This window comes from Nocardia sp. CC227C, assembly GCF_030767025.1.
Taxonomy (GTDB): Bacteria; Actinomycetota; Actinomycetes; order Mycobacteriales; family Mycobacteriaceae; genus Nocardia.
The window spans coordinates 548489-569915 of sequence record NZ_JASITE010000001.1 but is presented as its reverse complement, the minus strand read 5'-3'; the positions used below and the strand labels follow the sequence as shown (position 1 = coordinate 569915).

Below are 21427 nucleotides of genomic sequence, written 5' to 3'. Positions count from 1 at the left end.
TGAACAGCGAGCGTGGCGCGCGTCACGCTTGGAGGAATGCCCAGCAACCCCTCAGCGAGCGACGTGACGTGCTAGACGAGTCTCCAGTCCGGACTGCGCGAATCCGAGGATCAGGCAGATGACCCAGTAGTAGACCGCGGCCACGCCGTAGAGGGCGAAGAAGTCGAAGGTCGGGGCCGCCGCCAGCTGCGCGGTGCGCAGCAGTTCGGTCACCAGGATGGTCGATGCCAGCGAGGTGTCCTTCACCAGTGAGATGAGCGTGTTGGACAGCGGCGGCACCGCGATGCGGGCGGCCTGCGGCAGGATGATCATCCGCAGCGCCTGCGGATAGGTCATGCCGACCGCGTACGACGCCTCCCACTGCCCGTGCGCCACCGAGAGGATGGCCGCGCGGATCACCTCGGCCGCGTATCCGCCCACATTGAGGCTGAACGCGATGACCGCGGCCGGGAACGGGTCGATCACGATATCCAGCTGCGGCAGCGCGTAGAACACGATGAACAGCTGCACCAGCAGCGGCGTCCCGCGAATGATCGAGATGTAGAACCGGGCCGGCGCGGACAGCAGCCGGACCGGCGACATCCGCGCCAGCGCCACGAACAGCGCGAGCACCAGCCCGATGACGAAGCTGATGGCGGTCAGCGGCAGCGTCTTGGTGACGGTGGCCTCCAGCATGGGCCAGAGGTTCTGCCGGATGAGGTCCCCGGTGGCGGCATCCATCTGCGATTCGGCGTCTACTTCTCGGCGTCTACTTCGAGACGTCGATGCCGAAGTACTTCTCGGAGATCCGCGCCAGCGTGCCGTCGGCCCGCAGCTCCGCCATGGCCTGGTCCACCTGGTCGATGAGTTCCTGGGAGTCCTTGCGGGCGGCGAACACCTGCTGGGAGACCTCGCCGGTCTTGCCCGCGACCTTCACCTCGTTGGTGCTGTGCTGCTTGGTGTACTCGGCCACGGCCAGGGTGTCGTTGACGGTGGCGTCCACGCGCCGGGTGTTGAGCAGCTGGATGGCCTGCACGAAGCCCTCCACACCCTCGACCTCGCAGCCCGCGTCACCGGCCACCGTCGACCAGTTGGAGGTGGTCGACTGGGCGCAGGTCTTGCCGTTCAGGTCGGTGAGGGTGGTGATGTCGGTGGTGTCCTGGCGGGTGACGATGACGCCCTCGGAAACGGTGTAGGGCTGCGACAGCGCGTACTTCTCGGCGCGGGCCGCGCTCGTGGTCACCTGGTTGGCGACGAGGTCGAAGCGCTGGGATTCCAGGCCCGCGAAGATGGCGTCCCACGGGGTCTGCACGAACTCCACGGAGCGGCCGAGCTTGTCGGCGACGGCGGTGATGACCTCCACGTCGTAGCCGGTGAGCTCGCCGTCCTGTTGATAGCTGAACGGGGAGTAGGTGCCCTCGGTGCCGACCTTCAGCACGTTCGGGTCGTCGTCGTTGCCACCGCAGGCGGTGAGCCCGGCGGCGGCGACGATGGCGAGTACGGCGGCGAACAACTTACGGCGCACGGTGAACCTCTCCTCGAGCGTGGACAGGCCACGCGACAGACAACCGGTACAGGGTACGCCGGGAACCGACCGTCCGGGACCTCAACGATTGCCGCGCGTGCAAACCTGGTGCGATCGACGAGCAGATGATAACGATGGGCGGGCGGCATCGGCGTTCGATGCCGCCCGCCCGGGGCGCGTGTCCGCTGAGATCAGTCGCGCACGAATCAGTCGCGCAGCGGACGACCGTAGGGGTCGGGCACCTTGCCGATGAGAATCAGAATGCCGTCGATCAGACCCCAGATGCTGCCGATACCGCAGGTGAGCACGGTGACCACGATCTGCCAGACGGCGATCTGGTTGTAGCCCAGATAGAAGCGGCCGATGCCGAACCCGCCCAGGAAGATCTGCAGCAGGCCCGCGATGAGCTTCTGCTTGTCCGACAGCGGGGTGCCGTAGATATCGCGGCCGTACGGCGCTTCGGGATCGACGCCCGGGCCGAACTGCGCGGGCGGGTAACCGCCGGGCTGACCGTATCCCGGCTGCGGGTAACCGGGCTGACCGTAACCGGGCTGCGGATACTGCGGCTGCGACTGGCCGTAGGGCTGCTGGTGCTGCTGGGCGTACGGATCGGCGCTTTTACCCAGATCCGGACCGGTGCCCGGCGCACCGTACTGCGGCCCTTGGCCGGGCTGCTGCTGATAGGGATCGGTCACGGTGTTCTCCTCATCGATACTGCGATACCGCGCGGGGGTCAGGGCTTGGTGTCGTCCGAGTCACCGGACTTCGTGGGATCGGGTCGGGCTGTGGTGGGGTCGGTCTCGCCGGGCTGGTCCGTCGTGGGCGCTGCTGGCTCGGGCTCGGTGGGCTCGGTGGGGTCGGGCCGCGTGGGTTCCGACTTCGCGGTCTCGGATGGGTTATCGTCCGCGGACCCGGTTTCGTTGTCGTCGGTCACCGTGGATCCCGAACCGGGCTCCTTGTCCGTGGCCTCCTTGACAGCTGCCTCCCGATCCGCGGGTTCGGTGTCTGCGGCCGCCGTGGTCTCGGTCTCCTCGCCCTGCGTCGGCGTCACACTGTCGGGCTCGGCGGCGTCACCGGCGCTGGCGTCCGCGGCGGTATCACCATCCCCGGCGGTCGCCGCGGCTCCGGCCGCACCGTAGGCGCGCAGCTTCGACAGCTGCCACGGCCACGGGCGGTCCTCCTTGGAGCGCAACTGCTCCACCGTCTCGCGGCCCTTGGTCGCGAGCACGAAATAGGCTATCGCACCGAAGAATACGATCGCGGAGGTGAAGGAATTGATGCGGATGCCCGCGATATGGGTGGCCTCGTCGTCGCGCAGCAGCTCCACCCAGAAGCGGCCGAAGCAGTAGATCGCCACGTAGAGCGCGAACAGGCGGCCGTGGCCGATGCGGAACTTCTTGTCCAGGTAGAGAAGTGCGGCCACGCCGAGCAGATTCCACACCATCTCGTAGAGGAAGGTGGGGTGCACGACCTTCTCCACCACGCCGGTGGAGACGCCGTCCATCATGTCGAGCTGGCCGTTGGAATCGAAGCGCAGGTAGATCTCCAGGCCCCACGGGACCGTGGTCTCCCGGCCGTAGAGCTCCTGGTTGAACCAGTTGCCGAAGCGGCCGATGGCCTGTGCCAGCAGAATGCCGGGTGCGATGGCATCGCCGAAGGCGGGCAAGGAGATTCGATAGACGCGACAGGCGATCCACGCGCCGACGCCGCCGAGCAGCACCGCACCCCAGATCCCGAGGCCGCCCTCCCAGATCGCCCACCAGTCGCCCGTGGCGTTCTCCCCGAAGTACTTCTGCCAATCGGTGGCCACGTGATAGAGCCGCCCGCCGACGAGGCCGAACGGCACCGCGAACATGGCCACATCGAGGACCGTGCCGCCCTCTCCCCCACGCCGCAGCCACCGCTTCTCGCCGAGCCAGATGGCCGCGACGATGCCGATGATGATGCACAGCGCGTAGGCACGCAGCGGGAACGGCCCGATATCCCAGACACCGCGCGGCGGTGAGGGAATATAGGCCAAGACGTCGGCGGCACTGCCGGACAGGACACTGTCAGCCAGGACTCGATAGGTCACGGCCCCAACCGTAGCGGAACCGCCCCGATACGCGCGGAGCCCGGTGGCCGACACGGGCGCGCCGTCCTGACGCCACGCCCGAATACCGTGGCCCGTAGCACACGGCGGTGCGCACGCTCGGAGTCCCGGCGCACGGGACGGCCGGAGTTCCAGCGGACGAGCGCGTATCGCGGTCTACGCCCACCCGATTCGCGACGGACCACCGGCGAACAGCCGGGCCGGGCGCGTATCACGGGCGACACCCGCCCGATTCGCGGCGAACTAGCGGGGGACGGTCGCCGAGCGGACGCCCTCGGCCAGCTCCGCCGTGAGTGTCCGTACCGCGTCCAAACCCTGGGCGGCGGCGCTCACCAGCGCCGAGCCGACGATGACGCCGTCGGCGTAGGAGGCGATTTCGGCGGCCTGGGCTCCATTGCGCACGCCCAGGCCGACACCGATCGGGATATCGGAGTGGGCGCGGATGCGGGCGCACAGGGCGGGGGCCATATCGGAGACGGCGTCACGCGCGCCGGTCACCCCCATGGTGGAGGCGGCGTAGACGAACCCCCGCGACGCTTCCAGGGTTTTGACCAGCCGCTCCTCGGTGGAGGACGGCGCGACCAGGAAGATGCGGTCCAGATTGTGGGTGGCCGAGGCGATGAACCAGTCGTCGGCCTCCTCCGGAATCAGATTGGGCGTGATCAGTCCGAGGCCGCCCGCCGCCGCGAGATCGCGGGAGAAGGCGTCGACGCCGTACTTCAGCACCGGATTCCAGTAGGTCATGACCACGGCCTTGCCGCCCGCCGCGCTGATGGCCTCCACCACCCGGAACACGTCGCGCACCCGCACGCCGCCGCGCAGCGCCTGTTCGGCCGCGGCCTGGATGGTGGGACCGTCCATCACCGGATCGGAGTAGGCGACGCCGACTTCGATGACGTCGCAACCGGATTCGACCATGGCGGTGCACACGTCGATGGACCCCTGGAGATCGGGGTAGCCCGCGGGCAGGTAGCCGATCAGCGCCGCGCGGTTCTCCTCGCGCGCCGCGGCGAAGGTATTGGCGAGATTGGACTGCTGGCTCACTGCTGCCCCTCCGGCTCGTCGAACAGCCCGAACCAGCGGGCGGCGGTGTCCATGTCCTTGTCGCCGCGACCGGACAGATTCACCAGGATGATCGCGCCCTCGCCCAGCTCCTTGCCCAGTCGCAGTGCGCCCGCCACGGCGTGCGCGGATTCGATGGCCGGGATGATGCCCTCGGCGCGCGAGAGCAGCAGCAGCGCGTCCATGGCCTCGGTATCGGTGATCGGCCGGTACTCGGCACGCCCGCTGTCCTTGAGGTAGGCGTGCTCGGGGCCGACCCCCGGATAGTCCAAACCCGCTGAGATGGAATGGGATTCGATGGTCTGGCCGTCCTCGTCCTGGAGCAGGTACGAGTACGCGCCCTGGAAGGCCCCCGGGGTGCCGCCGGTGAAGGTGGCGGCGTGACGGCCGGTGTCGACGCCGTCGCCCGCGGCCTCGTAGCCGATCAGCCGCACGTCGGCGTCGTCGAGGAAGGCGTGGAAGATGCCGATGGCATTGGAGCCGCCGCCCACGCACGCCGTGACCGCGTCGGGCAGGCGGCCGGTCCGGTCCAGCACCTGGGCCCGCGCCTCCATGCCCACGATGCGCTGGAAATCGCGCACCATCAACGGGAACGGGTGCGGACCGGCGGCGGTGCCGAAGCAGTAGTAGGTGCGGTCGGCATTGGTGACCCAGTCGCGCAGCGCCTCGTTGATGGCGTCCTTGAGCGTCTGCGAACCGGAGGTCACCGACACCACCTCCGCGCCGAGCAGCCGCATGCGGGCCACGTTCAGCGCCTGCCTGGCGGTGTCGACCGCGCCCATGTAGATGACGCATTCCAGGCCCAGCAGCGCGCACGCGGTGGCGGTGGCGACGCCGTGCTGCCCCGCCCCGGTCTCGGCGATGACCCGGGTCTTGCCCATGCGCTTGGCCAGCAGCGCCTGGCCGAGCACATTGTTGATTTTGTGAGAACCGGTGTGGTTCAGGTCCTCCCGCTTGAGCAGGATGCGCGCGCCACCGGCGTGCTCGGCCAGTTCGGTGCATTCGAACACCGGTGACGGGCGGCCGGTGTAGTCGCGCTGCAGGCGATCGAGTTCACCGAGGAAGTCCGGGTCGAGCCGGACCTTCTCGTATTCGGCGGTGACCTCCTCGATCACCGCCATCAGCGCCTCGGGGACGTGGCGACCGCCGTAGACGCCGAAGTGGCCGCCCAGGTCGGGTTCGTGCGCGCTCCTGTTGGCGACGCCGTCGCTGGCCTTGGGCAGGGTGTCGTTCGTCGGTGTCATCTCGTCTCTCACCGGCCCCGGCGCACCGGTTTCGGGCAGGACGGATGGGTGCCGGCGGTCACCAGCTCGGCCACGGCGGCGCGGGGATCACCGCTGGTCACCAGGCCCTCGCCGACCAGAACGGCGTCCGCGCCCGCACCGGCGTAGGCCAGCAGGTCGGCGGTGCCGCGGATACCGGACTCGGCCACCCGGATGACCTCGCTGGGCAGGCCGGGGGCGATCCGGGCGAACACGTCCCGATCCACCTCGAGGGTTTTCAGGTTGCGGGCGTTCACGCCGATCACGGTGGCACCGGCGGTGAGGGCGCGGTCGGCCTCCTCCTCGGTGTGCACCTCGACCAAGGCGGTCATACCCAGCGATTCGGTGCGGTCGATGAGCGAGGACAGCACGTCCTGCTCCAAGGCCGCCACGATGAGCAGGATGACATCCGCGCCGTGGGCGCGAGCCTCGTGGATCTGATACGGGCCGACGATGAAGTCCTTGCGCAGGATCGGGATGTCCACCGCGGCGCGCACGGCGTCCAGATCGGCCAGGGAGCCGTGGAAGCGGCGCTGCTCGGTCAGCACGCTGATGATGCGCGCGCCGCCGTCCTCGTAGGCCCGGGCCAGGTCGGCCGGATTGGCGATATCCGCGAGTGCGCCCTTGGAGGGGCTGGCCCGCTTCACTTCGGCGATCACGCCGATCCCGTCCTCGTGCAGCGCTGCCTTCGCGTCGCGGGGCGAGGGTGCCGCCGCGGCAGCCTTCTTGACGGCCTGGAAATCCAGGAGGGCTTCCCGTGCGGCCACATCCGCGCGGACCCCGTCGAGAATCGAGTCGAGTACCGTCATCTGGCTCGAATCCTTTCTGGGGAGACGGACTTGCTGCCTGAGAATCCCCCCAGGCGCTGTCTCACCGATGCAGATAAAGAGTAAATGGCTATCTCCGCGTCGTTGACGGCGGGGGCGGTACGGGGGCTTGGTCCGGTCTCCACCGCTGTTCAGCGCGGCGGGCGACCGGCCGAACCGGTATCCGGATCATTGTGCGCGGCAGAGGTATTGGCGGCCTCGTCGGTGGGGTCGTCACCGGCGTCGAGGGCATCCCAGAGCACCCGGCCCGACAGCTGCTCGTCCGGGGCGGGTTGTGACCCGGATTCGGCGCGCCGCTGCGCCTTCCCACCGGCGCTCGGCGGCTCCGGCCGACCGGCACGCGGCTCTGCCGCCTGACCGGCTCGCCGCTGGGCCTCCTGAGCGGCCCGCCGCTGCGCCACCTCGGCGGCGGCCGCCGAACGGCGGACGCCGGGGTTGTCGTATTTGCCGGACAGGCGGCCGGAGTCCTCCGGCGCGCGCACCAACAGCACCCCGGCCAGGAAGGCGGCGACCGCGCCCACCAGCGCCACGATCGCGGGTGCCGTCGCGGTCTGGGTGCTCACCACATGTTCCCAGTCGCGCAGTTCGGCCAGCCGCCCGGCCCGCTCCGCGAGCTGTCCCTCCCCGCTGAGCAGGGCGTACCCCGGCACCGCTGCCACGGCGGCGAGCAGCGCCACCACCACGCCGACGATCCGGCGCGGCCAGCCCCGGGTGGCGAAGACGGCCGCGATGGTGGCGAGCAGCGCCAGCGCCAGCGGAGTGAGCGCGCCGAACCAGGTGCCGCCGTCGAGGTCGATATCGCGGGGCGCGCCGAGTTCACTGCCGACCTCGATGCTCACCCACGTCATCCGCGACGACACCCACAGCGCCCCGGCCGCGACGGCCAGCAGCAACACCGCCACGACGGGTTTGCGTTGACGCGGCGTATCCGGCTGCGTCCCTTGCGCGTCCGCACCGGACCCGAACTCGATCTCGGCACGAATGGCGGGATCGACGGAGCCGGAGACCCTTTCCGCGACCACCGTCGAATCGGACTGCGCGTCGGCCGGATTCGCGGCGGCGGACAACCCTCCGGACGCGCTGGACAGGCCACCGCGCGAGGAGACGTCGGCGCGGGCGTCCACATCCCCGGATATCGCCGACTCGGAGCGGGCAGGGGTATCGCGCGGCGCATCGCCGCCGGACTCCACGGCATCGCCGGTGACCGCCGTGTCGCCCCGAGCGGAACCGGGCCGGGTCGCCTCCGAGCCGACGGCGGAGATGCCGGTTCCGGCGGCCGGAGTCGTGGGCGCGCCGGTACCCGCGGCCGGAGGCGCGGACGCCGCCGACGTGGCATCCGGAGCGGCTGGCCGATCGCCGGTGCGGGCGGCCTCCCCCGGCGGGGTGTCCGGTTCCCGGCGGCGATCCGGGTCGCCGGTACCGCTCATAGCGTGCCGCCCTGTCCGTCGGGGCGGTAGGCGCGGACCGTCTGGGCGGCGGAGACGGCCTTGAGGACGGCCATGGCCTTGTTGCGGGATTCGACGTCCTCGTAGTCGGGGTCGGAGTCGGCGACCACGCCCGCGCCCGCCTGCACGTACGCGGTGCCGTCCTTGAGCAGGGCGGTGCGGATGCAGATGGCGGTGTCGGCGTCGCCCGCGAAGTCCAGGTAGCCGACCACGCCGCCGTAGATGCCGCGGCGGGTGGGCTCCAGCTCCTCGAGCAGTTCCATGGCGCGGACCTTCGGCGCGCCGGAGAGGGTGCCCGCGGGGAAGCAGGCCCGGACCGCGTCGAGGGCGATGCGGCCGGGGGCCAGGCGACCGGAGACCGTGGAGACCAGGTGCATGACGTGGCTGTAGCGCTCGATGTGGCGGTACTCGGTGACGCGCACGGTGCCGGGTTCGCAGACCCGGCCCAGATCGTTGCGGCCGAGGTCGACGAGCATGAGGTGCTCGGCGTTCTCCTTCTCGTCGGCGAGCAGGCCCTTCTCCAGCAGCAGATCGTCCTCCTCGGTGGCCCCGCGCCAGCGGGTGCCCGCGATCGGGTGCGTGGTGGCGAGGCCGTCCTTCACCGTGACCAGCGATTCGGGACTGGATCCGACAATGGAGAACGCGGTGCCGCCGGACCGGTCCGGGATGTGCATGAGGTACATGTACGGGCTCGGATTGGAGGCGCGCAGCATGCGGTACAGGTCCAGCGGGCTGCCGTCGTAGTCCATTTCGAAGCGCTGCGACAGCACCACCTGGAACGCCTCGCCCGCCTCGATCTCCTTGACCAGGCGGCGCACGCCCGCGCCGAACTCCTCGGAGGTGCGCTGACGGCGGAATTCCGGCTCGGGGCGTTCGAAGACCGAGACGGTGGATTCGGCGGGAGCGGCCAGGGCGGCGGTCATGCGGTCCAGGCGGGCGACCGCGTCGTCGTAGGCCTCGTCCACGCGCTCATCGGTGCCGTTCCAGTTGACCGCGTTGGCGATGAGGGTGATGGCCCCCTCGTGGTGGTCGAATGCCGCGAGGTCGGTGGCCAGCAGCAGTACCAGCTCGGGCAGTTCGAGATCGTCGGCGGCGATGACGGGCAGGCGTTCCATGCGGCGCACGGCGTCGTAGCCGAGGTATCCGACCAGGCCGCCGGTGAGCGGGGGCAGACCGGGCAGTCGTTCGGTGCGCAGGAGTTCCAGCGTCTCCCGCAGCGCCTCCAGGGGCTCACCGCCGGCGGGAGCGTCGGCCGGAACCTGCCCGAGCCAGGTCGCCTGCCCGTTCTCGACGGTCAGCGCGGTGGGGCTGCCCGCGCCGATGAACGACCAGCGCGACCACGATCGCCCGTTCTCGGCCGACTCGAGCAGGAAGGTTCCCGCCCGGTCGGCGGCCAGTTTGCGATAGGCCGAGAGGGGAGTTTCCGAGTCCGCCAACACCTTTCGAATCACCGGAACGACCCGATGATCGGCCGCGAGCAGGCGGAACTGTTCACGGGAGGTGGTGGTGGGAGTGGAGGAACCGCGCATTGCCCCATCATTCCAGGCCGGTCGATCCGCATCGAATCCCGCTCCCCGCACAGCCGGAGCCATACCGGCCGCGAATAACAGTGGCGGTGATCACTACACTCGCCACACGCGGTATCCCTTATCGAGAGGAGTTCAACACCGATGTACCCCTCGCAACCGGTCGCACCGGAGGGTCCCCGGCACGCCAGCCCGCAGGTCGGCCCGGGTGGGCACCCGACCCAGCCGCCCCGGATGATGAATATGAACCCGGCGGGCAAGCCCAGCGCCCTCGCCTCCTTCGTCACCTATGTGAAGGCACTCGAGGCGCTGGACCCGCGCCACTTCCCGGATGAGTACGCCGAGCACGCGGACCGCATCCGCGAGCTCAAGCCGTTCCTCCGGGCCCACGGCATCCTCGATGTCATGGAGATCAAGAACCCGGACGTCGCCGCCCTCATCGGCGTCTGACCCGCACAGGGGCGTCTGATACGCACAGGCGATCCGGCCCGCGCACACAGGTGTGCGCGGGCCGTGCTGTCGCCGCGAGCGGGTGGACGATCCGGCTCGGCGCGGGAGCACGCCGATCGCGCGCCCACCGCGGCCGTCGTCGGATACGGGCGGGCGGACCGTCCCGTAATGTCTGCGCCATGAAGGCAGGCCAGCTCGCCCCGAGTTTCCAGCTTCCCGACCAGACCGGCACCGTGCGCTCGCTCGACGAACTGCTCGCGAACGGACCCGTCGTGCTGTTCTTCTACCCCGCCGCGAATACGCCCGTGTGCACCGCCGAGGCGTGCCACTTCCGCGACCTCGCCGCGGAATTCGCCGCCGCGGGCGCGACGCCGGTCGGCATCAGCACCGACTCGGTGGAGACCCAGGCCGGTTTCGCGGGCAAACAGAACCTCGGCTACCCGCTGCTCTCCGACGACGACGGCGCGGTCGCCGCCGGATTCGGCGTCAAGCGCGGCCTGCTCGGCAAACTCTCCCCCGTCAAGCGCACCACCTTCGTCATCGACCCGGACCGCACCATCGCGACCGTGATCAACAGCGAACTGCGCGCCAACGTCCACGCCGACGACGCCCTGGAATTCCTCCGCAACCGCGCCAAGTAGCGCCGCCCGCACCTCCGGCGGTGCGGTGGTGCGGCGACACGACGTGATCGCCACACGGCCGACAGTGCGGCGACGTCGGCTCACGCGTCATCGCGGCGAGGATGCGACCGGTCGGCCGACCCGCCGTCGGGTGGTCCGGACGGTCGAGACGCGGCCTCGGATGCCTGTGCCGGATGCGCTGCGGCGGGGAGGTCAGCACAGCACCAGGACGCCGCCCGCATAGGCGCAGACCACGAGGGTGGCCGCCGCGAAAGCCGGTTGCCACAGCCGCCTTTCGAGGTAGCGCGGCCGGGCGGTACGGGAAGCACGGCCGGGCGGTGCCGAGCGCGGTGCGGGTGCATGCTGGCGTGATCCGAGACGACGACGGGCGGGCAGCCTCGACCGCAGGGCGCTCCATGCCGGGGGGCGGGTCGAGCGCCGCAGCCGTGCGGCGCTCCGGATGCGGAGGCCGCCCGGCGATTTCAGCCAGGAAGCATGTCCTGTCCGGAGTCCGTCGGCGGCAGGAGGGGCCGCGCCGCCGGGAGCGGGTTGGCCGTCCCGGTTCTGCGACTTCAGTTTTCGGCGGAGTAGGCCGATGACGGTGAGTATCGCGGTGAGGATGAGCATCGCGAGGCGCGGTCAGGCGGCGGGAGCCGGGTGGGGATCGGCGGTGCCGCGCGGGAGGCGGCGGCGGGCGGGTCCGGGATCGGCGACGACGCCGAAGCGGATGAGGCTGTCGGCGGTGTCGAGGAGGGTTTCGGCGAGCGGGCGCATGGTCCAGCCGAGTTCGCGGCTCGCCTTCTCGGCGCTGACGGATTCGTCGCGCCCCAGGTAGGGGACGGCGGTGCGGGCGGTGGCGTCGAAGCGGGCGGCCAGGCGGACCAGCCAGTCCGGCAGGGCGCGGGCGCTGATCCGGTAGCGGCCCGCCAGGATGCGGGCCATCTGCGGGAGCGAGACCACGTCCCCGGCCAGGATGTAGCGGTTGCCCGCGGCCGCCGGGACCTCCATGGCAAGGCGGTGCCCGACCGCCGCGTCCCGCACGTCCACGGTGCAGAAGTTCAGGCGCGGCACCCCGGGCATCTCCCCGGCCAGCACCAGGCGCAGGCCCTCCACCGAGGTGCCGACCCGCTCCGTCTGCACCGGACCCAGGATCATGCCGGGATTCACCACGGCCAGCTCGAATCCCGGTGTGGCGCTGGCGAAGTCCCAGGCCGCGTGTTCGGCGAGCGTCTTGCTCTTCTCGTACGCGTCGCAGACCGCCGGGTCCGACCAGTCGGTCTCCGTGCACAGTCCGCTGTGCCCGACGCGCACCGCCGCGATCGATGACGTGTACACCACCCGCTCGACCCCGGCGTCCCGCGCGGCGCTCAGCACCCGCCGCATGCCGTCGACCGCCGGACGCACCAGTTCGTCCTCGTGTTCGGGCGTGCCCAGCGGGAAGGGCGACGCGGTGTGCAGCACATACCGGCAGCCCGCCACCGCCTCGGCCCACCCGGCGTCGCGGCTCAGATCCGCCTCCACCAACTCCACGCCGCGCAGGTGCGCGGTGGCGGCGGCATTCGCGAGCGAGCGAACGGTGCCGCGCACCGCGTAGCCGTGCTGCTGCAATTCGGCGACGACATGCCCGGCGAGATACCCCGAAACCCCGGTGACGAGAACACGATCCGTCATGGTCACACTCCAATCTAAGCGTTGTTCAGAATCTAATCAATGTATAGATTGACCGGACCCCGGCCGTCAACCCCTTACGCTCATGCCATGTCGACGAAGTCCCGCTACCACCACGGCGCGCTCCGGGAGGAGCTCATGCGCGCATCCCTCGAACTGATCGAATCCGAAGGTCTGGCCGCCGTCAGCCTGCGCCGCGTGGCCCGAGAGGCCGGGGTCAGCCCCGGCGCGCCCTACCACCACTTCGCCGACCGCGCCGCCCTGATGACCGCGCTGTCCACCCAGGGATTCGAACTGCTGCGCGCGGAACTCCGGACCGCCCGCGACCGAGCCGACACCCCGATGAGCCGGCTCGCCGCCCTCGCCGACGCCTACGTGCGCTTCGCCCGCGAGCGGCCCGCCCACTTTCGCCTCATGTTCCGGCCGGAGCTGTCGCGCTCACACAAGCATCCGGAGACCAGCGCGGCCGGTGACGCCGCCTTCGCCGTCCTGGCCGAAACCGTCGCCGAGGCCGCCGCGGCCGGGACGGTGCCCACCGATGAGGCCGATATCCTCGCCATGACCTGGTGGAGCCTGGCCCACGGACTGGCCTCGCTCACCCTCGACGGCAAACTCCCCGATCGGGCCGCGCAACTGGGGATGACGGTGCCGGATCTCAGCGACCGGGTCACCCGGCTCTTCGCCGATCTGGTCGATTCCACCAGATCGCGCCCCTGAGCACCGCCCACCGCCGCGAATCGACCGCGGCCCACCCGAGCGACCTCCTAGCAAACCCAGCGGTACGGGCCTACTCTGTGCCCATGACGACGCCGATCGAACAGCCGACCGACGGTAGGAGTTCCTTCGCCACCTGGCGCAATCGCATCATCGGGGTGCTGGTGCTGGCCCTGGTGCTGTGGCTGGCGTATCTCGTTCTGGCCGCGTTCATCCCGCGCTGGTGGGCCCAGCGAATTGCGGAAATGGTGCATTCCAGCTTTTCCAAGGGCATCTGGTACGGACTCGTCTTCGGCCTGGTCTGCACGGCCGTACCACTGTTCCTCATCCTCTTCTCGACCATGATCTGGCGGAAGCGGGCCGGCCGGTTCATCGCCGGCGCACTGGTGGTCCTCGCCATCGCGGTGGCCGTCCCGAACCTCATGACCCTCACCATCGTGCTGGGCAACAGCACCGCCGCCCACGCCGGTGAGCGGATCCTCGACGTGGACGCCCCCGGTTTCCGCGGCGCCTGCCTGGTGGGCGCCATCGCGGCCGCAATCCTGTTCGCACTCACCGCATTTCTGTTGGCCCGCAGGGGTTTCCGTCGGCATCGTGCCGTCAAACAGCGAGCCGCGCAGGAAAAAGCACAACTCTCGGCGGATACGTCCGCCCCGACACCGGCACCGCCGCAGCCGCGCGAGAACTGAGCGACCCGCCCCGGCGACACGCGCCACCACGTGAGTGATGTCACGTCATTTACCAACGCCCGTGACGTATGAGCGAAATCGTGGCAAACTTTGTTTGCGGGTGACTGCACGTTGAAGCTCCGAGGGTCGCGGAGACGCTTCGACGCTCGAGAGTCACTTGGCTGCTACGAGAGGGCACACGGTGACCAAGTGGTTGAATCCAATGGAACAGCGAGCTTGGCGTACTGTCATCGCGCTGACCACCCGGCTGCCCGCCGCCCTGGATACCCAGTTGCAACGCGAATCCGGGATTACCCATTTCGAGTACTTCGTGATGACCCTGCTCTCCGAGGAGCCGGGCCATCGATTGCAGCTGAGTGAGCTGGCACGGAAGGCAAACGCATCGCTATCGCGGCTCTCGCATGTGGTGTCGAAGCTGGAGCGGCTCGGCTGGGCACAGCGCGCCACCATGGCGGGTCGGCGCGGCGCGCAGGCCGTGCTCACCGACGCCGGATATCAGAAGGTGACCGAGGCCGCGCCCGGCTATCTGGATACGGTGCGCGGCTTGGTGTTCGACGGCTTGGACGAGGAGCGGACCCGGGAGCTGCTGGAACTCGGTGAGATCCTGGTGGCGCAGATGGAGCGCGGAATCAGCCGTGGCATCGGGCGATCCGGTCGCGGCGGGGGCAGCGCCGACGGCCGGGAGTATCTGCTCCCGGACAATCACGTCGCCCCGGCCGCACCCGACAGCGACGGCCTCGGCAATCTCTGAGCCTTCCACACGGCATCCCGTGTGACCCGAAGCATGCTCGGCCGCAGGCGGATTCGCGGGCGGTCACGCGCTCGAGCCGCATCGCTCGAGCGATTGCCGTCAAGCCATCACACCCGGCCACGGCACTCAGCCCGCAGCGCCGAGGCCGTCGCTGTCGGACCACTCAAGCCGTCGCGGTCAGCAGCACGTCGCCGTCCCAGCAGGTGTGGGTGCCGGTGTGGCAGGCCGCGCCCTCCTGGTCGACGATGAGCAGGATGGCGTCGCCGTCGCAGTCCAGTCGCACCTCGTGCACGTACTGGGTGTGTCCGGAGGTCTCCCCCTTCACCCAGTACTGCTCGCGGGAGCGCGAGTAGTAGGTGGCCTTACGGGTGGCGAGGGTGCGGGCGAGCGCCTCGTCGTCCATCCACGCCATCATGAGCACATCGCCGGTGGACTTCTCCTGGACGATGGCGGCCACCAACCCGGCCTCGTTGCGCTTGAGGCGGGCGGCGATGGCGGGTTCGAGACTCATGACTCGGTTATAACAGGGTCGGCCGCCCGGCCCGCATGCGGCCCGCGGCCCCGCACCCGACACCGGATATAACGACTCCATAACATTGCCGTGAAGGACTACGGCTATCTTGGACGACCGCCCAGTATTCAGCGCATGCATTACCGATCAGTAATGGCCGTGCTGAGCGTGGTCGCCACGGCTCTCCTGCCCGCCGTCCCGGCCGCCGCCGAACCCGCCGCGGTCCCCACCATTGCCAGCTACAACGTCTTCATGCTCTCGCGCAACCTCTACCCCAACTGGGGACAGGCCACCCGCGCGGACCTCATCACGTCCCAGGGCGTGGTCGCCGACCAGGATGTGGTCGTCCTCCAGGAGGCGTTCGACAACGACGCCTCCGAACGGCTGCTGAACGGGCTGGCCGCCACCCACCCGCATCAGACCCCGGTGATGGGCCGCTCCCGCGACGGCTGGGACGCCACCGAGGGCTCGTACTCCGCGGCCACCCCCGAGGACGGCGGCGTGGCCATCGTGAGCCGCTGGCCCATCACCCGCAAGATCCAGTACATCTACGCCGACGCCTGCGGCGCCGACTGGTGGTCCAACAAGGGGTTCGTCTACGTGGAACTGGCCGCGCCCGGCGGGCCGCTGCACGTGATCGGCACCCACGCCCAATCCGAGGACGACGGCTGCTCGGCCGGGGAGCCGCGCACCATGCGCTCGCGCCAGCGCACCGAACTGCGGCAGTTCCTCGCCGCGCGGAACATCCCGGCCAGCCAGCCGGTGTACGTGGCGGGCGATCTCAACGTGATCGAGGCCGGTGACGAATATCCGCAGATGCTCAGCGAATTGGGTGCGGTGCGCCCCGAGCACACCGGCCACCCGCACTCGTGGGACTGCCCCGACAACAGCGTCTGCCTGGACCAGTACGGCGCGGAGTACGCCGCCGAACACCTGGACTACGTGCTGCCCATCGCGGGCTACGCGGTGCCCTCGCGGTACGTGAACGAGACCCGGCGGGTGAAGAGCCCGCAGTGGTCGGTCACCTCGTGGGGCAAGACCTACCACTACGTCGACTATTCCGACCACTACCCGGTCTTCGGGCGGGCGGGCTGATCAGCGGACGGTGATGCCCTCGGTGCGCATGGCGTCCTTCACATCCGCGATGGTCAGATCACCGAAGTGGAAGACGCTGGCGGCGAGCACCGCGTCGGCACCGGCCCGCACGGCGGGGGCGAAGTCGTCGACCTTGCCCGCGCCGCCGCTGGCGATGACCGGCACGGTGACCGCCGCGCGCACCGCGCCGATCATGGACAGATCGAATCCGGCCTTGGTGCCGTCGGCGTCCATGGAGTTGAGCAGGATCTCGCCGACGCCGAGTTCGGCCCCGCGCACCGCCCATTCCACGGCGTCGATGCCGGTGCCGCGCTTACCGCCGTGCGTGGTGACCTCCCAGCCGGACGGGGTCCGATCCCGCCCCTCCGGCACCGTGCGCGCGTCCACCGATAGCACGATGCACTGCGAGCCGAATCGCTCCGACATCTCCCGCAGCACTTCGGGTTTGGCGATGGCGGCGGTATTGACCGACACCTTGTCCGCGCCCGCGCGCAGCAACCGGTCCACATCCTCCACGGTGCGCACGCCGCCGCCCACGGTGAGCGGGATGAAGATCTGCTCGGCGGTGCGGGTCACCACGTCGACCATGGTGCCGCGGTCGCCGGTCGAGGCGGTGACGTCGAGGAAGGTGAGCTCGTCCGCACCCTGGGCGTCGTAGGTGGCGGCCAGTTCGACCGGATCGCCGGCGTCGCGCAGATTCTGGAAGTTGACGCCCTTGACCACGCGGCCCGCGTCCACGTCCAGACAGGGAATCACGCGTACTGCCAACGTCATTGCCTCACCTCTCCTCGGACCTGATCGACACATGCGGCGATCATGTCCAGTAGTTCCTCGTGCACACCGGGCGCGGCCGCCAGCACCGAACCCGATTCGATGGTCCAGTCCCGCCCCAGCAGATCGGTGACCACCCCGCCCGCCGCCCGCACCAGCGCCACCCCGGCGGCGTTGTCCCACGGATGGTGGCCGAACACCACGGCCCCGCCCAGAATCCCGGAGGCCGTGTACGCCAGGTCGATTCCGGTGGAGCCGTGCATGCGCATGCGGCCGGACAGGCGGCTGAGCGCACCGAGCAGGTTGAAGCGGAAGCGACCCGGGATGCGACCCTCGCCGTCCAGGTTGAACGCGCCGAAGCCGATCATGGCGTCGGAGAGTCTGCCGGTCGACAGCGGCGGCCGCGGGGTCCCGTTGAGCAGCAGCGGCCCCTCGGCCGCCGCGGCGTAGCGCTGGCCGAGCACCGGCAGCCAGGTCAGGCCCAGCACCGGGACGCCGTCGGTGACCAGCGCCAGCAGCATGCCCGACAGCGGGTGTCCCGCCGAATAGTTGAAGGTGCCGTCGATGGGATCGAGCACCCACGCGGTACCGGAGGTCAGCTGCGGGCCGCCGAATTCCTCACCGTGCACCGGGATGCCGGTGCGCTCGTACAGCTGCCGCGAGATCTGGCGTTCCAGTTCCAGGTCCAGGGCGGTGGCGAAGTCGCCCCGGCCCTTCTGGACGGCGCTGGGCGCGCCGAGCCCCTCCACGAAACGCGGTGCGGCGGCGTCGAGTACCTCGCTCGCGACGGCGAGCAGCGCGGTGCGGTCGGCGACCATCCGCTAGCGGACCGCGTCGAGCGCTTCGGGCAGGGTGAACCGGCCCGCGTACAGCGCCTTGCCGATGATCGCACCCTCCACCCCCTCGGGCACCAGGGTGGCGATGGCGCGCAGGTCGTCCAGGGTGGACACGCCGCCGGAGGCGATCACCGGCGCTTCGGCGGCATTGGCGACCTGGCTCAGCAGGTCCAGGTTGGGGCCGGTGAGGGTGCCGTCGCGGCCCACGTCGGTGACCACGTAGCGGGTGCAGCCGTCGCGTTCCAGCCGCTCGAGCACCTCCCACAGGTCACCGCCGTCGGTGACCCAGCCGCGCCCGCGCAGCCGCCATTCGCCGTCGATGAGTTTCACATCCATGCCGATGGCGATGCGGTCGCCGTACTCGCCGAGCACGCGCGCGCACCACTGCGGGTTCTCCAGCGCGGCGGTGCCGATATTGACCCGGGCGCAGCCGGTGGCCAGCGCCGCCTTCAGCGAGTCGTCGTCGCGGATGCCGCCGGACAGTTCGACCTTCACATCGAGTTCGCCGACCACGTCGGCGATGAGATCGCGGTTGCTGCCGCGCCCGAAGGCGGCGTCCAGGTCCACCAGATGCACCCACTCCGCCCCGGCTTCCTGCCAGGCGTGGGCGGCGTCGCGCGGCGAACCGTAGCTGGTCTCGCTTCCGGCCTCGCCCTGAACGAGGCGGACGGCTTCACCATTGGCGACATCGACGGCGGGTAGCAGCACAAGACTCACGCGATCACCTTAGTGGTTGCCGGTCGGCGGCCCGCCGTCGACCCGGGCCGGGGAGACGCCGGTCACCAGCGATAGTCGAGGAACTTCCCGTCGAAGGTGACCACCACGCGGTCACCGTCCGGATGCGGGCGGCGGCTGATGTCGATATTGAAGTTGATGGCGCTCATGATGCCGTCGCCGAACTCCTCGTGGATGAGCTCCTTGAGCGCCGGGCCGTAGACGTTGACGGCCTCCACGAAGCGGTAGACGGTGGGGTCGGACATGATCTCCGGATCGGCGGTGCGGGCGGGCTGCCGCACCAGCGCCTCGGCGACCGCCTCGTCCAGCCCGAGCAGACCGCACACCGTCGCCGCCTGCGCCGGGGTGAGCGGATGCCGCCCCAGCAGCGCGGCGGTCGTCCACACCAGCGGCGCGTCGATGGCGGCCGCCAGCTCCGCCCACGTGTGCCCGCCGCGGATGCGGGCCGTGGTGACGAGGTCGGCGGCCTCGGTCTTGCTCATGATCGGGGTCATCGAAAACTCCTGTATCGGTAGCGAACTCCGACACTCTGCCACGCCGTGATCGGTCTGCCGCCGATGGAAACACACTGTTCACAGCCGTGGTCGCGCACTCGACACAATCGGTGCGCGGTGAGGTCAGCGAAACATCCGGGCGGTCGCGAGGACATGGGCGGGAAATCCGGGTTGCCGAGAATCGGCATCACCCCACCGATCGAAGGAACACCATGTCGTATCTCAAACCCGCCGAGTTCGTCACGAAGATGGTGGACGCCGGTCAGGACAAGGCGCTGATGTCCACCCGGGACACCGTGATTCGCGCGTTTATGGCGGGGGCGATCCTCGCGCTCGCCGCCGCGTTCGCCGTCACCATCACCGTGCAGACCGGCAATCCGCTGCTGGGCGCGGTGCTGTTCCCCGTCGGCTTCTGCATGCTCTACCTGCTCGGCTTCGACCTGCTCACCGGAGTGTTCACCCTGGTGCCGCTGGCCTGGCTGGACCGGCGGCCGGGCGTGAATCTGCGTGCCATGCTGCGCAATTGGGGGTTGGTGTTCGTCGGCAACTTCGCCGGGGCGTTCACCGTGGCGGTCATGATGGCGATCATCGTGACCATGGGCTTCGCCGTCGATCCCAACGAGGTCGGTCAGAAACTCGGCGACATCGGCGAATCCCGCACCGTCGGCTACGCCGACTACGGCGCTTCCGGCATGCTCACGCTGTTCATCCGCGGTGTGCTGTGCAACTGGATGGTCTCCACGGGTGTGGTGGCCGCCATGATGTCGACGTCGGTGTCCGGCAAGGTGATCGCCATGTGGATGCCCATCATGCTGTTCTTCTACATGGGCTTCGAACACTCGATCGTCAATATGTTCCTGTTCCCCTCCGGCCTGCTGCTGGGCGGCGACTTCTCCATCGGGGACTATCTGCTGTGGAACGAGATCCCCACCGTCGTCGGCAATCTCGTCGGCGGGCTCGCCTTCGTCGGCCTGACGCTCTACGCCACGCACCGGCGCACCGCCGCGCCCAAGCCGGTCGAGGAGCCGGTCACCGTCTGACCCGCCGGGACGTGGCCGACCGCTCCCGCACCGGTGGTGCGGGAGCGGTCGGCGGACGGGTGGCTCAGAGTGAGCTGATCCAGTTGCGCAGCAGCTGCGCGCCCGCGTCGCCGGACTTCTCCGGGTGGAACTGGGTGGCCGACAGCGGGCCGTTCTCCACCGCGGCGAGGAACGGGACGCCGTGTTCTGCCCAGGTCAGCTTGGCCGGGGCGATGGTGCCGTCACCGTCCCACTCCCACTTCTGCGCGGCGTAGGAGTGCACGAAGTAGAAACGGGTGTCGGCGTCCATGCCCGCGAACAGCACGCTGTCCTCGGGAGCCTGGACGGTGTTCCAGCCCATGTGCGGCAGCACCGGGGCGTCCAGGCGCTCCACGGTGCCGGGCCATTCGGCGCAGCCCTCGGTCTCGATGCCGTGCTCGACACCGCGCTCGAACAGGATCTGCATACCCACGCAGATGCCGAGCACCGGGCGGCCGCCCGCCAGCCGCTTGCCGATGATGCGTTCGCCCCGCACTTCTTTCAGACCCGCCATACAGGCCGCGAACGCGCCGACGCCGGGGACCACCAGTCCCTCGGCATGCAAGGCGATATCGGGATCGGCGGTGACGGTGACCTCGGCCCCGGCGCGCACCAGCGCGCGTTCGGCGGAGTGCAGATTGCCCGAGCCGTAGTCGAGCAGAGCCAGTTTCCGCACGCTCACAGCGCCCCCTTCGTGGAGGGGATGCCGCTCACGCGCGGATCGTATTCCACGGCGGCGCGCAACGCCCGCGCCACGGCCTTGAACTCGGCCTCGGTGATGTGGTGCTGGTCGCGGCCGTAGAGCACGCGTACGTGCAGGGCGATGCGGGCATTGAGCGCGATGGATTCGAAGACGTGGCGGTTGATGACCGTCGAATAGGACGCGCCGGGACCCGCGCTCGGAATCACGGTGTGCAGCAGGTGTTCCGGCTCCCCGGTGTGCACGCAGTAGGGGCGGCCCGAGACGTCCACCACCGCGTGGGCGAGGGTTTCGTCCATGGGGATGTAGCAGTCGCCGAAGCGGCGGATGCCCTTCTTGTCGCCGAGCGCCCGGTGCAGCGCCTGCCCGATGACGATGGCGGTGTCCTCCACCGTGTGGTGGGCCTCGATCTCGATATCGCCCTGGGCGTGCACGGTCAGGTCGAAACTGCCGTGCTGGCCGAAAGCGGTGAGCATGTGGTCGTAGAACGGCACGCCGGTGGTGATGTCGGTCTTGCCGGAGCCGTCGAGGTTGAGTTCGACGACGATGCTGGATTCCCGGGTGGTGCGTTCCACCCGTGCGATTCGGTCCATGCTCGCTTCCTGCGGTGAATCGGA

General features: G+C 69.7%; 24 protein-coding genes. 7 read left to right on the top strand and 17 right to left on the bottom strand.

Features of this window, described 5'->3' with window-relative positions; all coding sequences use genetic code 11:
* Positions 1 to 51: 51 nt before the first annotated feature.
* The 9 genes from QMO76_RS02500 to QMO76_RS02460 all read right to left on the bottom strand — a co-directional run bounded on the left by QMO76_RS02500 (position 52) and on the right by QMO76_RS02460 (position 9721).
* Positions 52 to 720 (bottom strand): amino acid ABC transporter permease, encoded by a 669-nt coding sequence (locus QMO76_RS02500; protein ID WP_306359482.1) that lies wholly within the window; start codon positions 718 to 720, stop codon positions 52 to 54.
* Between the two features lie 28 nt (positions 721 to 748).
* Positions 749 to 1504 (bottom strand): transporter substrate-binding domain-containing protein, encoded by a 756-nt coding sequence (locus tag QMO76_RS02495; protein ID WP_306359481.1) that lies wholly within the window; start codon positions 1502 to 1504, stop codon positions 749 to 751.
* A gap of 206 nt (positions 1505 to 1710) precedes the next feature.
* Positions 1711 to 2199 (bottom strand): NINE protein, encoded by a 489-nt coding sequence (locus tag QMO76_RS02490; protein WP_306358274.1) that lies wholly within the window; start codon positions 2197 to 2199, stop codon positions 1711 to 1713.
* 38 nt (positions 2200 to 2237) lie between these two features.
* Entirely contained in the window at positions 2238 to 3578 is a 1341-nt protein-coding gene (lgt, locus tag QMO76_RS02485; protein WP_306358275.1) for a prolipoprotein diacylglyceryl transferase, read from the bottom strand.
* Between the two features lie 261 nt (positions 3579 to 3839).
* The gene (trpA, locus tag QMO76_RS02480; protein WP_306359480.1) at positions 3840 to 4640 is read right to left on the bottom strand and encodes a tryptophan synthase subunit alpha; all 801 of its coding nucleotides are present in this window, start codon (positions 4638 to 4640) and stop codon (positions 3840 to 3842) included.
* On the bottom strand, positions 4637 to 5902 hold the full coding sequence (gene trpB / locus QMO76_RS02475) for a tryptophan synthase subunit beta (protein WP_306359479.1): 1266 nt from the start codon (positions 5900 to 5902) through the stop codon (positions 4637 to 4639). The genes trpA and trpB overlap by 4 nt, the downstream gene beginning before the upstream one ends.
* 8 nt (positions 5903 to 5910) lie before the next feature.
* On the bottom strand, positions 5911 to 6729 hold the full coding sequence (gene trpC, locus QMO76_RS02470; RefSeq protein ID WP_029929096.1) for an indole-3-glycerol phosphate synthase TrpC: 819 nt from the start codon (positions 6727 to 6729) through the stop codon (positions 5911 to 5913).
* Between the two features lie 149 nt (positions 6730 to 6878).
* Complete coding sequence (locus tag QMO76_RS02465) at positions 6879 to 8174, bottom strand: TIGR02234 family membrane protein (protein ID WP_306359478.1); 1296 nt, start codon at positions 8172 to 8174, stop codon at positions 6879 to 6881.
* Positions 8171 to 9721, bottom strand: coding sequence for an anthranilate synthase component I (locus QMO76_RS02460; protein WP_306359477.1), 1551 nt, complete (start codon positions 9719 to 9721; stop codon positions 8171 to 8173). Before QMO76_RS02460 ends, QMO76_RS02465 begins: the two co-directional genes overlap by 4 nt.
* A 141-nt stretch (positions 9722 to 9862) precedes the next feature.
* Between QMO76_RS02460 and QMO76_RS02455 the strand changes: the two genes are divergently transcribed.
* On the top strand, positions 9863 to 10168 hold the full coding sequence (locus QMO76_RS02455) for a hypothetical protein (RefSeq protein ID WP_306359476.1): 306 nt from the start codon (positions 9863 to 9865) through the stop codon (positions 10166 to 10168).
* Positions 10169 to 10347: 179 nt separating this feature from the next.
* Positions 10348 to 10809 carry a peroxiredoxin gene (locus QMO76_RS02450; protein WP_306359475.1) on the top strand — a complete coding sequence of 154 codons (462 nt, stop codon included), beginning with the start codon at positions 10348 to 10350 and terminating at the stop codon, positions 10807 to 10809.
* A gap of 618 nt (positions 10810 to 11427) precedes the next feature.
* On the opposite strand, the gene QMO76_RS02445 is transcribed toward QMO76_RS02450, so the two are convergent.
* Positions 11428 to 12459 carry an NAD-dependent epimerase/dehydratase family protein gene (locus tag QMO76_RS02445; RefSeq protein ID WP_306359474.1) on the bottom strand — a complete coding sequence of 344 codons (1032 nt, stop codon included), beginning with the start codon at positions 12457 to 12459 and terminating at the stop codon, positions 11428 to 11430.
* A gap of 87 nt (positions 12460 to 12546) precedes the next feature.
* On the opposite strand from QMO76_RS02445, the gene QMO76_RS02440 reads away from it, so the two are divergent.
* The 3 genes from QMO76_RS02440 to QMO76_RS02430 all read left to right on the top strand — a co-directional run bounded on the left by QMO76_RS02440 (position 12547) and on the right by QMO76_RS02430 (position 14610).
* A complete protein-coding gene (locus QMO76_RS02440; protein WP_306359473.1) occupies positions 12547 to 13173 on the top strand; it encodes a TetR/AcrR family transcriptional regulator in 627 nt (208 codons plus the stop codon).
* Between the two features lie 83 nt (positions 13174 to 13256).
* On the top strand, positions 13257 to 13859 hold the full coding sequence (locus tag QMO76_RS02435) for a permease (RefSeq protein ID WP_306359472.1): 603 nt from the start codon (positions 13257 to 13259) through the stop codon (positions 13857 to 13859).
* A gap of 202 nt (positions 13860 to 14061) precedes the next feature.
* Complete coding sequence (locus tag QMO76_RS02430; RefSeq protein ID WP_306359471.1) at positions 14062 to 14610, top strand: MarR family winged helix-turn-helix transcriptional regulator; 549 nt, start codon at positions 14062 to 14064, stop codon at positions 14608 to 14610.
* 163 nt (positions 14611 to 14773) lie between these two features.
* Here the strand turns inward: QMO76_RS02430 and hisI are convergent, their stop codons facing one another.
* Entirely contained in the window at positions 14774 to 15121 is a 348-nt protein-coding gene (gene hisI, locus QMO76_RS02425) for a phosphoribosyl-AMP cyclohydrolase (protein WP_306359470.1), read from the bottom strand.
* A gap of 153 nt (positions 15122 to 15274) precedes the next feature.
* Here hisI and sph point away from each other — a divergent pair, with 153 nt between their 5' ends.
* Positions 15275 to 16216, top strand: coding sequence for a sphingomyelin phosphodiesterase (sph, locus tag QMO76_RS02420; protein ID WP_306359469.1), 942 nt, complete (start codon positions 15275 to 15277; stop codon positions 16214 to 16216).
* On the opposite strand, the gene hisF is transcribed toward sph, so the two are convergent.
* The 4 genes from hisF to cynS all read right to left on the bottom strand — a co-directional run bounded on the left by hisF (position 16217) and on the right by cynS (position 19052).
* Complete coding sequence (gene hisF / locus QMO76_RS02415; protein ID WP_306359468.1) at positions 16217 to 16990, bottom strand: imidazole glycerol phosphate synthase subunit HisF; 774 nt, start codon at positions 16988 to 16990, stop codon at positions 16217 to 16219.
* Complete coding sequence (locus QMO76_RS02410; protein ID WP_306359467.1) at positions 16987 to 17805, bottom strand: inositol monophosphatase family protein; 819 nt, start codon at positions 17803 to 17805, stop codon at positions 16987 to 16989. Before QMO76_RS02410 ends, hisF begins: the two co-directional genes overlap by 4 nt.
* A 3-nt stretch (positions 17806 to 17808) precedes the next feature.
* Entirely contained in the window at positions 17809 to 18540 is a 732-nt protein-coding gene (priA, locus tag QMO76_RS02405; RefSeq protein ID WP_306359466.1) for a bifunctional 1-(5-phosphoribosyl)-5-((5-phosphoribosylamino)methylideneamino)imidazole-4-carboxamide isomerase/phosphoribosylanthranilate isomerase PriA, read from the bottom strand.
* 62 nt (positions 18541 to 18602) lie between these two features.
* Entirely contained in the window at positions 18603 to 19052 is a 450-nt protein-coding gene (cynS, locus tag QMO76_RS02400; protein ID WP_306359465.1) for a cyanase, read from the bottom strand.
* Positions 19053 to 19264: 212 nt separating this feature from the next.
* Here cynS and QMO76_RS02395 point away from each other — a divergent pair, with 212 nt between their 5' ends.
* Positions 19265 to 20092, top strand: a complete 828-nt coding sequence (locus QMO76_RS02395) for a formate/nitrite transporter family protein (RefSeq protein WP_306359464.1) — start codon at positions 19265 to 19267, stop codon at positions 20090 to 20092.
* A gap of 64 nt (positions 20093 to 20156) precedes the next feature.
* Here QMO76_RS02395 and hisH read toward each other — a convergent pair whose 3' ends face one another.
* Positions 20157 to 20792 (bottom strand): imidazole glycerol phosphate synthase subunit HisH, encoded by a 636-nt coding sequence (gene hisH, locus QMO76_RS02390; protein ID WP_306359463.1) that lies wholly within the window; start codon positions 20790 to 20792, stop codon positions 20157 to 20159.
* The gene (gene hisB / locus QMO76_RS02385; protein ID WP_306359462.1) at positions 20789 to 21403 is read right to left on the bottom strand and encodes an imidazoleglycerol-phosphate dehydratase HisB; all 615 of its coding nucleotides are present in this window, start codon (positions 21401 to 21403) and stop codon (positions 20789 to 20791) included. Before hisB ends, hisH begins: the two co-directional genes overlap by 4 nt.
* Between the last annotated feature and the right edge of the window lie 24 nt (positions 21404 to 21427).

Excerpts from the sequence above, each read along its gene's own strand:
- trpB (WP_306359479.1), bottom strand. The coding sequence starts at position 5,902 with ATGACACCGACGAACGACACCCTGCCCAAGGCCAGCGACGGCGTCGCC.
- cynS (WP_306359465.1), bottom strand. The coding sequence starts at position 19,052 with ATGACCCCGATCATGAGCAAGACCGAGGCCGCCGACCTCGTCACCACG.
- QMO76_RS02395 (WP_306359464.1), top strand. The coding sequence starts at position 19,265 with ATGTCGTATCTCAAACCCGCCGAGTTCGTCACGAAGATGGTGGACGCC.
- hisF (WP_306359468.1), bottom strand. The coding sequence starts at position 16,990 with ATGACGTTGGCAGTACGCGTGATTCCCTGTCTGGACGTGGACGCGGGC.
- QMO76_RS02455 (WP_306359476.1), top strand. The coding sequence starts at position 9,863 with ATGTACCCCTCGCAACCGGTCGCACCGGAGGGTCCCCGGCACGCCAGC.
- QMO76_RS02410 (WP_306359467.1), bottom strand. The coding sequence starts at position 17,805 with ATGGTCGCCGACCGCACCGCGCTGCTCGCCGTCGCGAGCGAGGTACTC.
- QMO76_RS02460 (WP_306359477.1), bottom strand. The coding sequence starts at position 9,721 with ATGCGCGGTTCCTCCACTCCCACCACCACCTCCCGTGAACAGTTCCGC.
- sph (WP_306359469.1), top strand. The coding sequence starts at position 15,275 with ATGGCCGTGCTGAGCGTGGTCGCCACGGCTCTCCTGCCCGCCGTCCCG.
- QMO76_RS02500 (WP_306359482.1), bottom strand. The coding sequence starts at position 720 with ATGGATGCCGCCACCGGGGACCTCATCCGGCAGAACCTCTGGCCCATG.
- hisB (WP_306359462.1), bottom strand. The coding sequence starts at position 21,403 with ATGGACCGAATCGCACGGGTGGAACGCACCACCCGGGAATCCAGCATC.
- hisI (WP_306359470.1), bottom strand. The coding sequence starts at position 15,121 with ATGAGTCTCGAACCCGCCATCGCCGCCCGCCTCAAGCGCAACGAGGCC.
- QMO76_RS02465 (WP_306359478.1), bottom strand. The coding sequence starts at position 8,174 with ATGAGCGGTACCGGCGACCCGGATCGCCGCCGGGAACCGGACACCCCG.
- QMO76_RS02450 (WP_306359475.1), top strand. The coding sequence starts at position 10,348 with ATGAAGGCAGGCCAGCTCGCCCCGAGTTTCCAGCTTCCCGACCAGACC.
- QMO76_RS02430 (WP_306359471.1), top strand. The coding sequence starts at position 14,062 with ATGGAACAGCGAGCTTGGCGTACTGTCATCGCGCTGACCACCCGGCTG.
- QMO76_RS02435 (WP_306359472.1), top strand. The coding sequence starts at position 13,257 with ATGACGACGCCGATCGAACAGCCGACCGACGGTAGGAGTTCCTTCGCC.
- trpC (WP_029929096.1), bottom strand. The coding sequence starts at position 6,729 with ATGACGGTACTCGACTCGATTCTCGACGGGGTCCGCGCGGATGTGGCC.
- QMO76_RS02445 (WP_306359474.1), bottom strand. The coding sequence starts at position 12,459 with ATGACGGATCGTGTTCTCGTCACCGGGGTTTCGGGGTATCTCGCCGGG.
- QMO76_RS02440 (WP_306359473.1), top strand. The coding sequence starts at position 12,547 with ATGTCGACGAAGTCCCGCTACCACCACGGCGCGCTCCGGGAGGAGCTC.